This window comes from Streptomyces sp. NPDC093591 (genome assembly GCF_044764885.1).
Lineage (GTDB): Bacteria > Actinomycetota > Actinomycetes > Streptomycetales > Streptomycetaceae > Streptomyces.
Genome location: NZ_JBIWIY010000005.1, coordinates 426,606 through 438,992, shown reverse-complemented (window position 1 = coordinate 438,992; position 12,387 = coordinate 426,606). Strand labels below are relative to the sequence as shown.

Annotated in this window: 9 protein-coding genes; 3 read left to right on the top strand and 6 right to left on the bottom strand. The window is 69.7% G+C overall.

Annotated elements, in window-relative coordinates:
* Positions 1-422: 422 nt before the first annotated feature.
* A complete protein-coding gene (locus ACIREI_RS14225) occupies positions 423-1,430 on the bottom strand; it encodes a stage II sporulation protein M (protein WP_403331949.1) in 1,008 nt (335 codons plus the stop codon).
* 130 nt (positions 1,431-1,560) lie between these two features.
* Between ACIREI_RS14225 and ACIREI_RS14220 the strand changes: the two genes are divergently transcribed.
* Positions 1,561-2,532, top strand: coding sequence for an RDD family protein (locus ACIREI_RS14220; RefSeq protein ID WP_403331946.1), 972 nt, complete (start codon positions 1,561-1,563; stop codon positions 2,530-2,532).
* 148 nt (positions 2,533-2,680) lie between these two features.
* Here ACIREI_RS14220 and ACIREI_RS14215 read toward each other — a convergent pair whose 3' ends face one another.
* Entirely contained in the window at positions 2,681-3,295 is a 615-nt protein-coding gene (locus ACIREI_RS14215; RefSeq protein ID WP_403331943.1) for a hypothetical protein, read from the bottom strand.
* A 150-nt stretch (positions 3,296-3,445) separates the two neighbouring features.
* Positions 3,446-4,903 carry an adenosylhomocysteinase gene (gene ahcY, locus ACIREI_RS14210; protein WP_403331940.1) on the bottom strand — a complete coding sequence of 486 codons (1,458 nt, stop codon included), beginning with the start codon at positions 4,901-4,903 and terminating at the stop codon, positions 3,446-3,448.
* A 509-nt stretch (positions 4,904-5,412) separates the two neighbouring features.
* Between ahcY and ACIREI_RS14205 the strand changes: the two genes are divergently transcribed.
* Together ACIREI_RS14205 and lepB are read left to right on the top strand one after the other, a co-directional pair.
* Positions 5,413-7,515, top strand: a complete 2,103-nt coding sequence (locus ACIREI_RS14205) for a fructose-specific PTS transporter subunit EIIC (protein ID WP_403331937.1) — start codon at positions 5,413-5,415, stop codon at positions 7,513-7,515.
* Between the two features lie 154 nt (positions 7,516-7,669).
* Positions 7,670-8,335 carry a signal peptidase I gene (gene lepB, locus ACIREI_RS14200; protein ID WP_403331934.1) on the top strand — a complete coding sequence of 222 codons (666 nt, stop codon included), beginning with the start codon at positions 7,670-7,672 and terminating at the stop codon, positions 8,333-8,335.
* Positions 8,336-8,443: 108 nt separating this feature from the next.
* Here the strand turns inward: lepB and ACIREI_RS14195 are convergent, their stop codons facing one another.
* The 3 genes from ACIREI_RS14195 to ACIREI_RS14185 form a co-directional block, all read right to left on the bottom strand.
* Positions 8,444-9,424 (bottom strand): cation diffusion facilitator family transporter, encoded by a 981-nt coding sequence (locus ACIREI_RS14195; protein ID WP_403331931.1) that lies wholly within the window; start codon positions 9,422-9,424, stop codon positions 8,444-8,446.
* 197 nt (positions 9,425-9,621) lie between these two features.
* A complete protein-coding gene (manA, locus tag ACIREI_RS14190) occupies positions 9,622-10,773 on the bottom strand; it encodes a mannose-6-phosphate isomerase, class I (RefSeq protein ID WP_403331928.1) in 1,152 nt (383 codons plus the stop codon).
* Between the two features lie 174 nt (positions 10,774-10,947).
* Positions 10,948-12,075: an SIS domain-containing protein gene (locus tag ACIREI_RS14185; protein WP_403331925.1), complete on the bottom strand. Its 1,128-nt coding sequence runs from the start codon at positions 12,073-12,075 to the stop codon at positions 10,948-10,950.
* Positions 12,076-12,387 lie beyond the last annotated feature (312 nt).

Genomic DNA, 12,387 nt, shown 5'->3' with positions numbered 1-12,387 from the left:
CTGGCGTTGATTTTTGGCACGCTGTTGAGTTCTCAAGGAACGGACGCTTCCTTTGTACTCACCCTCTCGGGCTTTCCTCCGGGCGCTTCCCTTCGGTCTTGCGTTTCCGACTCTATCAGATCCTTTTCTGATCCGATTTCCTCGGCGCTTTCCAGGTTCCCGCTCTCGCGTTTCCCTTTCCGGCGACTCCGACTTTATCAGAAGTTTCGGACCGGACTGACCGGCCACTCATTTCCGAAATCATCGGGAGGGGCTTCTTGGGAATCGATGTTCCACTGAAGCAGACAGATGCTCACTCCGCCCGGGGCGGGATGTGCATCCCCTTCCAGGCAACTGTTCGAATCTACCTCCCCACTCGCTCCGTGTCAACGGCTCTCGTGGGGCGAAGAGGAGACTAGCAGCTCAACAGGGGTGGTCGCACATCAGGCGGCCGTCGGCACGGCGGCGCTTCGCTCGGCCGCCTCGACGTCGCCCGTCTCACCGGCGCGGGCGGCCCGTCCGCCGAGGACATAGACGTACGCGAGGAAGGCCAGTTCAGCGACGACGCCGATGCTGATGCGCGCCCACGTGGGCAGGCCCGACGGGGTGACAAAGCCTTCGATGGCGCCGGAGACGAAAAGGACCAGGGCGAGGCCTATCGCCATGCCGATTGCGGCTCGGCCCTCCTCGGCGAGGGCGGAACGTCGCGTGCGGGGGCCCGGGTCTATGAGGGTCCAACCGAGGCGTAGGCCTGTGCCGGCAGCGACGAAGACTGCGGTCAGTTCGAGGAGGCCGTGCGGCAGGACGAGGCCGAGGAAGGTGTCCAGGCGCCCTGCCGAGGACATCAGGCCGAAGCCGACACCGAGGTTGAGCATGTTCTGGAAGAGGATCCAGAGCACCGGGAGGCCGAGGAAGACGCCCAGTATCAGACAGAGGGCGGCGGCCCAGGCGTTGTTCGTCCAGACCTGGGCCGCGAAGGAGGCTGCGGGGTGGCTTGAGTAGTACGTCTCGTACTGGCCGCCGGGACGGGTGAGCTCTCGGAGTTCGCTGGGGGCCGCGATGGTGGCCTGTACTTCGGGGTGCGTGCCTATCCACCAGCCCAGGAGAGCCGCGACGAGGGTGGACAGGAGTGCCGTGGGTACCCACCAGTGGCGCGACCGGTAGACCGCGGCTGGGAAGCCGTGGGCAAGGAAGCGGGTGGCATCGCGCCAGGATGCGCGTCGTGCGCCTGTCACGGCGCTACGCGCGCGTGCCACCAGTTGGCTGAGCCGACCCGTCAGCTGCGGGTCCGGGGCACTGGACTGGATCAGGGAGAGGTGGGTGGCTGTGCGCTGATAGAGGGCGACGAGTTCGTCGGCCTCGGCGCCTGTGAGGCGGCGCTGGCGTCCGAGCAGGGCGTCGAGGCGGTCCCACTCGGCTCGGTGGGCGGTGACGAAGACGTCGAGGTCCATCTGCTTTCCTGCTCCCCGGCTGTTCGTCGGCGACTCGTCGTGGATGTCAGCTTGTCGTACTGCGACGCAATGCGCCCTCAGCTTGGCAGACTGGCCATTCCAGGGGCAGGTCAGGGGAAGGACAGACCGCGTGAGTGAGCTGGTGACGGGCGAGGCGGTGGCGCTGGAGTTGCGCCCCGCGAAGCTGCCTAGCAGGGCGCTGGCCGTGCTGCTCGATCTGGCCGTGGCCGTGATCGCGTACATCGTCGTGACCATTGGGGTGGTGGCGGCCACTGCTTCTCTGGATGAGGCTGCGCAGGCCGCGCTGTCGATCGCGATGTTCGTTCTGCTGCTGGTCGGCGGGCCGATCGCGGTCGAGACGCTCAGTCACGGGCGCTCTCTCGGGAAGTTGGCGTGCGGGCTGCGGGTGGTGCGTGACGACGGCGGACCGATCCGGTTCCGGCACGCTCTGGTGCGTGGCCTCATCGGTGTGATCGAGATTCTGATGACGCTGGGCGTCGTCGCCGTCATCGCTTCGCTGGTGTCCGCGCGCGGGCGGCGGCTCGGTGACGTGTTCGCCGGAACTCTCGTCGTACGGGAACGGGTGCCGCTCGCCCGGACGGGCTTCGTTCCTCCGCCTCCGCCGTGGTTGGCCGGACGGTTCTCGGGGCTTGATCTGTCGGCGGTTCCGGATGGGCTGTGGCTGGCCATTCGTCAGTACCTGATGCGGATGCAGCAACTCGACCCTCAGGTGGGATGGAGCATGGCGGAGCGGCTAGCGACGGATCTCGCGGCGCGTACGGGCACTCCGGCGCCGCAGGGGGTGCCGCCGGCGGCATATCTCGCGGCGGTTCTGCAGGAACGGCAAGCGCGGGAGGCGCGGCGTGCGTTCGGCAATGGACGGACTCCGGATGGGATGAGCCCAGGGGGTGGTGCGGAGGCTCCGGCCGTGCCGCCCGCCGCTGCTGCGTCTGTGCCTGGTGCGTACGGAGCAGGGGAGTTTCCGCTCGGCGCTCAGCCCTCAGGTCGGGCGGAAAGGGATCGCTCCCCGGTACCGCAGGACGCAGTGCAGGAGGCGCCGTCGCCCGACCGACCCACCACCGGCTTCGTCCCGCCGGCGTAGCGCCTCAGCGGGCGAGCACGGCGTACCGCAACGATCGGCGGTTCGGCGAGTCCGGCCGCTCGGCCCTGCCGAACTGCCGCGCCCCTCACCTGCGCCTGCTCACTGACCTGCCTGCCTCGTCCGGCCTTCCCCTCTGCCCGGCCGTCGCTCAAGCGAACGTCGACGGTGGCGAGTCCAAGTCCTCCAGCTCGATGCCGGGGGCAGCGAGGACCACGTCACCCGCGATGTGTACGGCGTGCTGCTCGCCCGTGTCCAGGGCTGTGACCTGGTACTCGTCCACGGTCAGGGGGGCGTTGTCAGTGGCGTGTGTTTCTCTGTTCACCAAGGCCCAGGACTGGTCCACGGTGCGGGGGGCGAGGACCGGATCCGTGAAGGCCACGAGGCGTACGCGGGTTGCCGAGGCGGAAGGGGTGAGGCGAAGGAGACGAGTGGTGGCGATGAGGAACGCGGGGGATGCGCCGGTGAAGGCATGGGCGCGCACATTGCCTTCTGTGGCGTGAGCCCCGGTGGGGTCGGTGCGGACCCACGTGACACCGTCGAGAGCGGCGCCGCGCACCTGCCAGCCGGCCGCGTGGAGTTCGAGACGGATGGGGCGGCCGAGTTCGTCCAGGGTGAGGTCGACGGAGCCGCTGTGATCACCCGCGGGGGTGGTCAGCTGGGAGACGTAGCGCCAGCCGGAAGGGCCGGGGGCGCAGTGGAAGTGCTCTTCTGCGAGGGGGGTGTGATCGTGCGGATCGTGGAGCGAATAACGGCCGCGGGGCATCGGGGTCCTGGGTCTTGACGGGCTGGTCCAGCCACATGGCCGAAGTGGCCACGCGGGCCAATGGGCAGGCCCCCGGCACGGGGGTGCGGGGGCCTGCCTCTGAGGATCTGCCGCTGAGGGGCGTGCCGGTGCACGCGGCAGCGGCTCGGCTCAGTACCGGTAGTGGTCCGGCTTGTACGGGCCCTCGACCTCGACGCCGATGTACGCGGCCTGCTCGGGGCGGAGCGTCGTCAGCTTCACACCGAGCGAGTCCAGGTGGAGGCGCGCGACCTTCTCGTCCAGGTGCTTGGGCAGCGTGTAGACGCCGGTCGGGTAGGCGTCCGGCTTGGTGAACAGCTCGATCTGGGCCAGGGTCTGGTCCGCGAAGGAGTTGGACATCACGAAGGACGGGTGACCGGTCGCGTTGCCCAGGTTCAGCAGGCGGCCCTCGGACAGGACGATGAGGACCTTGCCGTCGGGGAAGGTCCAGGTGTGGACCTGCGGCTTGACCTCGTCCTTGACGATGCCCGGGACCTTGGCGAGGCCGGCCATGTCGATCTCGTTGTCGAAGTGGCCGATGTTGCCGACGATCGCCTGGTGCTTCATCTTGGCCATGTCCGAGGCCATGATGATGTCCTTGTTGCCGGTCGTGGTGATGAAGATGTCGGCCTTGTCGATGACCTCGTCGAGGGTCGTGACCTGGTAGCCGTCCATCGCCGCCTGGAGGGCGCAGATCGGGTCGATCTCGGTGACGATCACGCGGGCGCCCTGTCCGCGCAGGGACTCCGCGCAGCCCTTGCCCACGTCGCCGTAGCCGCAGACGACCGCGGTCTTGCCGCCGATCAGGACGTCGGTGGCGCGGTTGATGCCGTCGATCAGGGAGTGGCGGCAGCCGTACTTGTTGTCGAACTTCGACTTGGTGACGGCGTCGTTGACGTTGATCGCCGGGAAAAGGAGGACGCCGTCGCGCTGCATCTCGTACAGGCGGTGGACGCCGGTCGTGGTCTCCTCGGTCACGCCGCGGATCTCGGAGGACAGCTGGGTCCACTTCTGCGAGCCGTCGGTGATGGTGCGGTGCAGGAGTTCGAGGATGACGCGGTGCTCGTCGGACTCGGCGGTGTCGACGTCCGGGACCTTGCCGTCCTTCTCGTACTCGACGCCCTTGTGGACGAGGAGGGTGGCGTCACCGCCGTCGTCCAGGATCATGTTCGGGCCGCCGGTGGGGGTGTTCGGCCAGGTCAGGGCCTGCTCCGTGCACCACCAGTACTCCTCCAAGGTCTCGCCCTTCCAGGCGAAGACCGGGATGCCCTGCGGGTTGTCGGGCGTGCCGTTCGGGCCGACGGCGATCGCGGCGGCGGCGTGGTCCTGGGTGGAGAAGATGTTGCAGGACGCCCAGCGGACCTCGGCGCCCAGGGCGGCCAGGGTCTCGATGAGGACGGCGGTCTGCACCGTCATGTGCAGGGAGCCTGTGATGCGGGCGCCGGCCAGCGGCTGCGCCTCGGCGTACTCCTTGCGGATCGCCATCAGGCCGGGCATCTCGTGCTCGGCGAGGGTGATCTCCTTGCGGCCGAACTCGGCCAGGGAGAGGTCGGCGACCTTGAAGTCCTGTCGGTTCTCGACAGTCGTCATTACGAGCTGCTCCTCGGGGTTGGGTCGAGGGTGGGTACGGCTGGTCTGCGCGGCGGCGGACACCGGGGTGCCCGAAGAGGACACAGGCATGCCCGCGTACGCGCAGCGCAGTTCGTCGGAGGCCCTCTCTCCCTCGGTCGGTCCGCGTCGGGACCGCCCGACCGCCATCAGCAGCGACGTCTGGCTCTGTCCCAAGCTACACCGGGAGGCCCGGCCGCCCCCAGTCCGCCTCCGAACAGATCAGGCCATCAAGGGAGTCGTGTGGGGACGGACGAGGGGGTGTTCACGGGTCGGTGGGAGATCAGGTGACGGTCGGGTGCGGGAGGGATAACAGGACGCCAACGAACCGCGATCAGGAGACGGCAGACCGGGATGATGCGGGATCTTTGTGCCTTTGAGCCTGTGGCTCGGTGGTGCAGGATGCCGGGAATCGGAATCGGAACATCTGATCGATCTTGCGAGACGTCCGGGGCGGCGTTTCCGCATGACAAAGGCGTTAGGAGATCGACGTGACAAGTCCGGCCGGCACTCCCCCCACGGGCAGCGGCGGTGGCGAGGGCAAGCGGTTGAAGCTGCTCGCGGTGACCGCGTGCCCGACTGGCATCGCGCATACGTACATGGCGGCGGAGAAGCTCGCGCAGGCCGCCGAGAGCCGCGGTGTCGAGATGAAGGTGGAGACCCAGGGATCCATCGGGGCTGAAAACGTCCTCGATGACAACGATGTCAAGAACGCGGACGGCATCATCGTCGCCGCGGACAAGGACGTGGACCTGAGCCGTTTCGCGGGCAAGCGGGTCCTGACGGTCGGGGTGGCCGAGGGCATTCACCACCCCGAGCGGCTGATCGAGCGGGTGCTGTCGGCGCACGTGCACACGGCAGGGGCCACCCCCACGGCCCGCGCGGCCGGTGGCAAGGAGCGGAGCGTCGGGTACAAGGCGCTGATGAACGGGGTCAGTTACATGATCCCGTTCGTCGTGGTCGGCGGGCTGCTGATCGCGATCTCGCTCTCGCTGGGTGGGCACACCGACCCGTCGGGCGGTCTGGTCATCCCGAAGGACTCCTTCTGGATGGACATCAACAACATCGGCGTCATCGGCTTCACGCTGATGGTGCCGATCCTGTCCGGCTACATCGCGTACGCCATCGGGGATCGGCCCGCACTCGTGCCGGGCATGATCGGCGGCTGGATCGCCAACACGGGTTCGCTGTACGACTCGAAGGCGGGCGCCGGGTTCATCGGGGCGATCGTGACCGGGTTCCTCGCGGGCTATCTGGTGCTGTGGATCAAGAAGGTCAAGGTCCCGAAGTTCGTGCAGCCGATCATGCCGATCATCGTGATCCCGATCGTGGCGACCACGGCGCTCGGGCTGTTCTTCATCTACGTCATCGGGAAGCCGATCTCCTGGGTGTTCGAGCACCTGACCAGCTGGCTGAGCGGGATGACCGGCACGAGCGCGATCCTGCTCGGTGCGATTCTCGGGCTGATGATCGCGTTCGACATGGGCGGGCCGGTCAACAAGACGGCGTTCCTGTTCGGTGCCGGGCTCATCGCGACCGGCAACCAGACGGTCATGGGCATGTGCGCGGCCGCGATCCCGGTCATGCCGTTGGGGCAGGGCCTCGCCACGCTCATACGTAAGCGGCTCTACACCGAGCAGGAACGGGAGACGGGGCTGGCCTCGCTGTTCATGGGCTGCTTCGGCATCTCCGAGGGCGCGATCCCGTTCGCCGCGGCGCGGCCCGCGCAGGTCATCCCCGCCAACATGCTGGGCGGCGCGGTGGCCGGTGCGATCGCCGGGGTCGCGGGCGTCGAGGACGCGGTGCCGCACGGCGGGCCGATCGTGGCCGTGCTGGGTGCGGTGAGCGGCGTGCCGATGTTCTTCGTGGCCGTGGTGATCGGCTCGGTCGTCACCGCGCTGACCACGGTGGCGCTGATCGACCTGAGCGAGCGCAGGCGGCGCGGCGAGGCGCTCGCCGGTGCGGGTACGGCCGGGCCCGAGCCCGCGCTGGTCGGGGCGGACGTCGGAGGGCCTGAGGCTGGTGTCGTCGGCGAAGGGCCGGGCGCCGCCGGTGCCGTCGTGGCGCAGCGGGTCGTACATCAGTCGGAGCGCGAGTCAGAGGCGGTCGACAGCGCTGATGCGGGCATCGCCCCGGCCGAGGTCCTCTCCGGCTATCTCACCGAGCGGACCGTGAAGGTCGAACTCGGTGCGGCCGACAAGGAGTCCGCGATTCGGGAGATGGCCGAGTTGCTGGCGCGGACCGGGAAGGTCGCGGATGTGGGCGAGCTGGTGGCGACCGCGCTGCGGCGGGAGGCGCAGGGGACGACCGGGCTCGGGGAGGAGATCGCGATTCCGCATGCCAAGACGGATGCGGTGACCGCGCCGGTCGTCGCTTTCGCACGGTCCGCGGAGGGCGTCGAGTGGGGCTCGCTGGACGGTACGCAGGCGCGGCTGGTGTTCATGATCGCCGTACCGGAGGCGGCCGCGGTGGACGAGCATCTGCGGATTCTGGCGCTGCTGTCGCGAAAGTTGACGGACGCGGGCTTCCGGGAGCGGCTGCTGGCGGCCAGGGACGAATCCGCGGTGCTCGGTGTGCTGAGCGAGATCCGGTAGCCGAGGCGGGAAACAGGCGGAAGCGAGCGAGATGTCCCCGGGGGGAGAGAGAAGTGCGGGCCTGCGGCCGTAACGCCGTGGGCCCGCACGGACGCTGCACGGAGGGCGGCTGCTTTCCGCCGCCGCGGACGTGCCGCCTGGGGAGGAAGTGCTGATGGAGCAGGGACGAAGACTCGCGGTCACCGCGTGGGTGCTGGGCCCGCTGGGGGTGGTGCTGGTGATCGGGTCCGTGCTGTGGCTGCGGACGGGTTATGTGCTGTCCAGCGTGTCGAGCGAGAGCATGAGGCCCACGTACGACATCGGCGACCGGATCGTCGCCGAGCGGGTGGGCGTGGACGAGGTGCGGCGGGGCGACATCGTGCTGTACACGGCGCCGGAGCGCTACGGCGACCTGGCCGTCATTCAGCGTGTCATCGCCGTCGGCGGCGACCGCGTCGTCTGCTGCGCGGGCACGGGCACGGCGCGGGAGCGGATCACCGTCAACGGCAAGCCGGTCAGCGAGCCGTATGTGCACGAAGGCGTCGCCAACGGCGGGCCCCCGTACACCGCTACGGTGCCCGAAGGCCGGCTGTTCCTGCTCGGCGACAACCGTATGAACTCCCGCGACTCACGTTCCTTCGCCGAGGACCACGACGGGACGGTGCCCGTGGATACGGTCATGGGCCGGGTGATCGACAGCTATGTGATGCCGATGCTGCTCGCCGCGGCCACGCTGCTCGGGCTTCTCCTCGCGATCGTCGGGCTCGTCCTCGGGATCACGGCACGGGGCGTGCGGCGGCGGCCGGCGGCGCAGGTTGCCCTGTGGCCGCAGCACTTTTGACGGTCCTGCCGACCCCGCAGGGGATACGCGACGGGGGCCCGCCGATCGCCTCGGCGGGCCCCCGTCGCCGTACGGACAGGTGCCGTACAGCGAGCTGTCGTACGGGAATCAGTGCTCGGTGTCGTGCGGGGTCGGCCCCCCGGGCGTCGCCTCGCGGTCCGCGCCCTTGGTTGCCTCGGCCTCGCTGTAGATGTCGGGCTCGAGGTAGATCACGCGGGCGATCGGGACGGCCTCGCGGATGCGGGCCTCGGCGGCGTCGATGGCGGCGGCGATCTCGGTGGCCGTGTCCTCGTGCTGGACGGCGATCTTGGCGGCGACCAGGAGTTCCTCGGGGCCGAGGTGGAGCGTGCGCATGTGGATGATGCCGGTGACCGTGTCGCCGTCGACGATGGCGGCCTCGATCTTCTGGACCTCCTCGACGCCGGCGGCCTCGCCGAGCAGCAGCGACTTGGTCTCGACGGCCAGGACGATCGCGATCAGGACGAGCAGGATGCCGATGCAGATGGTGCCGATGCCGTCCCAGACGCTGTCGCCGGTGAGCAGGGCCAGGCTGACGCCGCCCAGGGCGAGGATCAGGCCGACCAGCGCGCCGAGGTCCTCCAGGAGGACGACGGGCAGCTCGGGGGCCTTGGCGTGGCGGACGAACTCCTTCCAGGACTTCTTGCCCCGCAGGACGTTGGACTCCTTGATGGCCGTCCGGAAGGAGAAGGTCTCGGCGATGATCGCGAAGACGAGGACGCCGACCGGCCAGTACCAGTGCTCGATGTCGTGCGGGTGCTTGATCTTCTCGTAGCCCTCGTAGAGGGCGAACATGCCGCCGACGGAGAACAGGATGATCGAGACGAGGAAGGCGTAGATGTAGCGCTCCCGGCCGTAGCCGAAGGGGTGCTGCGGGGTCGCCTCGCGCTTGGCCTTCTTGCCGCCGACCAGCAGCAGAGCCTGGTTGCCGGAGTCGGCGAGCGAGTGCACGCCCTCGGCGAGCATCGACGACGAGCCGCTGAACGCGAACGCAACGAACTTCGCTGCCGCGATCGCGAGGTTGGCGGCGAGTGCCGCCACGATCGCCTTGGTACCGCCTGACGCGCTCATGTGTCGCGTTGTCCCTTCGCCTTCGGAGCCTTCGGAGCCTTCGTGGCACTCGTGGCCTTCGTACGTACGCCGGTGCGCCGTCCAGGGTGTCGCCGAGGGAGAGTGCGGCCCTCGATCGGCTTTGCCCGTCCTTTGCCGGTGGGCCATTGTTGCAGCCCGGTCCGACAACGGCGCGCCAGGTCGTCCGACGGTCTCGGTCAGGCCACGACCGTGGCCCTGAAGACCGTACCGGCCCCGGACACTTGGGCGTTTTCGCCAGCCGGTACGAAGACGGACTGACCGGGGGTCAGCTCATGCTCACCGGCGCGGACGGAACCCGCCGTGCAGAGCAGGATCTGCGGGGTCGCGCGCGTGAGGTCGTGCGCGGTGGTGCCTTCCGGGAGGACGTAGCGGGACAGCCGGAACTCGTCGATCGGCGTCTCGTAGACCTCCTCGCCGTCCGGGGCGGCCTCGGGGCGCAGCACGCCCGGGTCGCCCGCCTCGAAGCGGACGATGCGCAGGAGTTCGGGGACGTCGACGTGCTTGGGGGTCAGGCCGCAGCGCAGGACGTTGTCGGAGTTGGCCATGATCTCGACGCCGAGGCCGTTGAGGTAGGCGTGCGGGATGCCGGCGCCGAGGAACAGGGCCTCGCCGGGCTGCAGGCGGACGTAGTTGAGCAGCATGGCGGCGATGACGCCCGGGTCGCCCGGGTAGTGGTGGGCGATGTCGGCGTAGGGCGCGTAGTCGCCGCCGAGGCGGGTGCAGGCGGCCGCGGCTTCGGCAACGGTGTGGGCCATTTCGTCCGGGTCCGCGGTGAGTACGGCGGTGAGCACCTCCCGCAGCGCCGCCTCCTCGGGGTGCGCGTGCAGCAGGTCGACGTACGGCTTCAGGGAGCCGACGCCGAGGCCGTCCAGCAGGTCGGCGGTCTGGACGGGGTCGCGGAAGCCGCACAGGCCGTCGAACTCGGTGAGCGCGCAGATCAGTTCCGGCTTGTGGTTGGCGTCCTTGTAGTTGCGGTGGCCGGCGTCCACGGGGATGTTGCGGCGCTCCTCGTCCTCGTAACCCTCCTTCGCCTGCGCCAGGTTGGGGTGCACCTGGAGGGAGAGGGGGGCTCCGGCGGCGAGGATCTTGAGGAGGAAGGGCAGACGGGGGCCGAACTTCGCCACGGCCGTGGCGCCCAGCTCACGCTCCGGGTCGGCCTCGATGACCTCGACGAGCGTCCCGCGCTCGGTGCGCGAGGGTGCGCCCGGGTGCGCGCCCATCCACATCTCCGCCTGCGGCTCGCCGGTCGCCTCGGCGCCGAGGAGCTTCGGGATCGCGGTGGTGGAACCCCAGGCGTAGGGGCGGATGGTGTTGTCGAGGCGGTCCATGCGGTTGTCTGCCTGCTCTCTGTGCGTGACGCCGGGTCTCTTCGGGGGCGCTTCGGGATCCCTTCGGGATCTCCTCGCGGTCTCTTCGCGGTCTCTTCGGTAGGACGCCGGGTTCGCCTTGTGTACGACTGCTGGTTCCTCGTGCGTACGGCTGTCAGGGCGTCCTGAGACAGATCAGGCTCCCGAGGCGAGCGCCAGGTAAACGGCGGCGAAATCCGTGATGGCGATCAGTTCCGCGAGGGTCTCGAGTTCGCCGCCCGGCTCCGGCTCGAGTTCGCTGATCGGCGTGTCATGGCTGAGGGCCAGGTCACGGGCGGCGGGCGCGGCGGTGAGACCGCCGAGCGGGCGGTCGCGCAGCAGCACCACGCGCGCGTGCAGGGCCGGTGCCTCCTCCACGCGGTCACGGAAGAAGTCGTCGGGGTCGGCGCTGGCCGCGAGCGTGCCCGCGAGCAGGGCGCTGTGCGCGGCGAGCGCTTCGGGCAGCTCGGCGACGAGGGCGGGGTGGCCGGCGAGTTCGGCGAGCGCGGCGGCGAGACGGCGGCCGGCCGGGCCGGCGGAGACGCCCTCGGTCCAGATCAACGGGAGCGTGTCGGCGAGTTCGGCGGCCAAGGTCTTGGCGGGGTTGCTGTAGGTCGCGATGGCGGGGCCGCAGCGTTCGGCGATGTGGTCGAGGCGATCGGCGACCTTCTCCAAGGCGTCGGGCGGGGCGGCGAGCATGCCGGTGCGGTCGAGGAGCGCCAGGAGCGGGGTGAGCAGTGCCCACAGGACGCCGGGGGCGGAGGCCGCGAGGGGTTCGTCCTGCTCGTACGGGGCCGTCGCCATCGGCACGAAAAGGCCGTGGTTGTTGTGCACCGCCTCGGTGAGCGGGGAGCCGGCCGGGGCCACGGCCACGACCGTGCAGCCGCGGCGGTAGGCCTGCTCGGCGAGCAGGGACAGGCCCGGCTCGGAGCCGTCGGGGGTGGTGATCAGCAGCAGGTCCACGGAGCCGGCCCAGCCGGGCAGCTCCCAGCGCAGGGCGCCCGCGGCGGGGGCGACGCCGGCCGGGGCCAGTCGGGTGACGGGGCTGGTGGCGCCTGCGAGCGTGCCGAGGAGGTCGGCGACGCAGATGGCGGCGGCGCCGGGGCCCGCGATGAGGATGGCGCGGGGACGGCCGTCGGGCTTGAGGTCGTGGACGCCGGCCTCGGCGGCGTGCCGGGCGGCGGTGCGGACACGGGCGCCTGCTTCGGCCGCGCCGCGCAGCAGGGCACGGCGGTCGGCCTCTGCGAGCGCCTCCGGCGTGTCGAGCAGCGATTCGTCGAGCATGGGTGGCAGCCTCCGATCGCCGGGTTGTCTGGGGCGTGTTTTCTGCGCGGGTGTGTTCGACGGGGTCTTTGCTCGGTCGCGGAGTCTTTGGTTGGTCGTCTTGGGGCGGGGCGGTTCTTTGTGCGGGCGGGGGCTGGTTTTTGTGGTTGCGCCTTGGCCGTTGCCTTCTTCTCCGTTGCCAGTACCCGTTGCCAGTACCCGTTGCCCGTGCTCGTTGCTCTTTGCCCGTCGCTCGCCACTGGTTGCTGGTCGCGGTCGGGGGCCGGATGGGGTGCGCCGGGCGGGGTGCCTCTGTGCCGGTGGCTCGGTCTA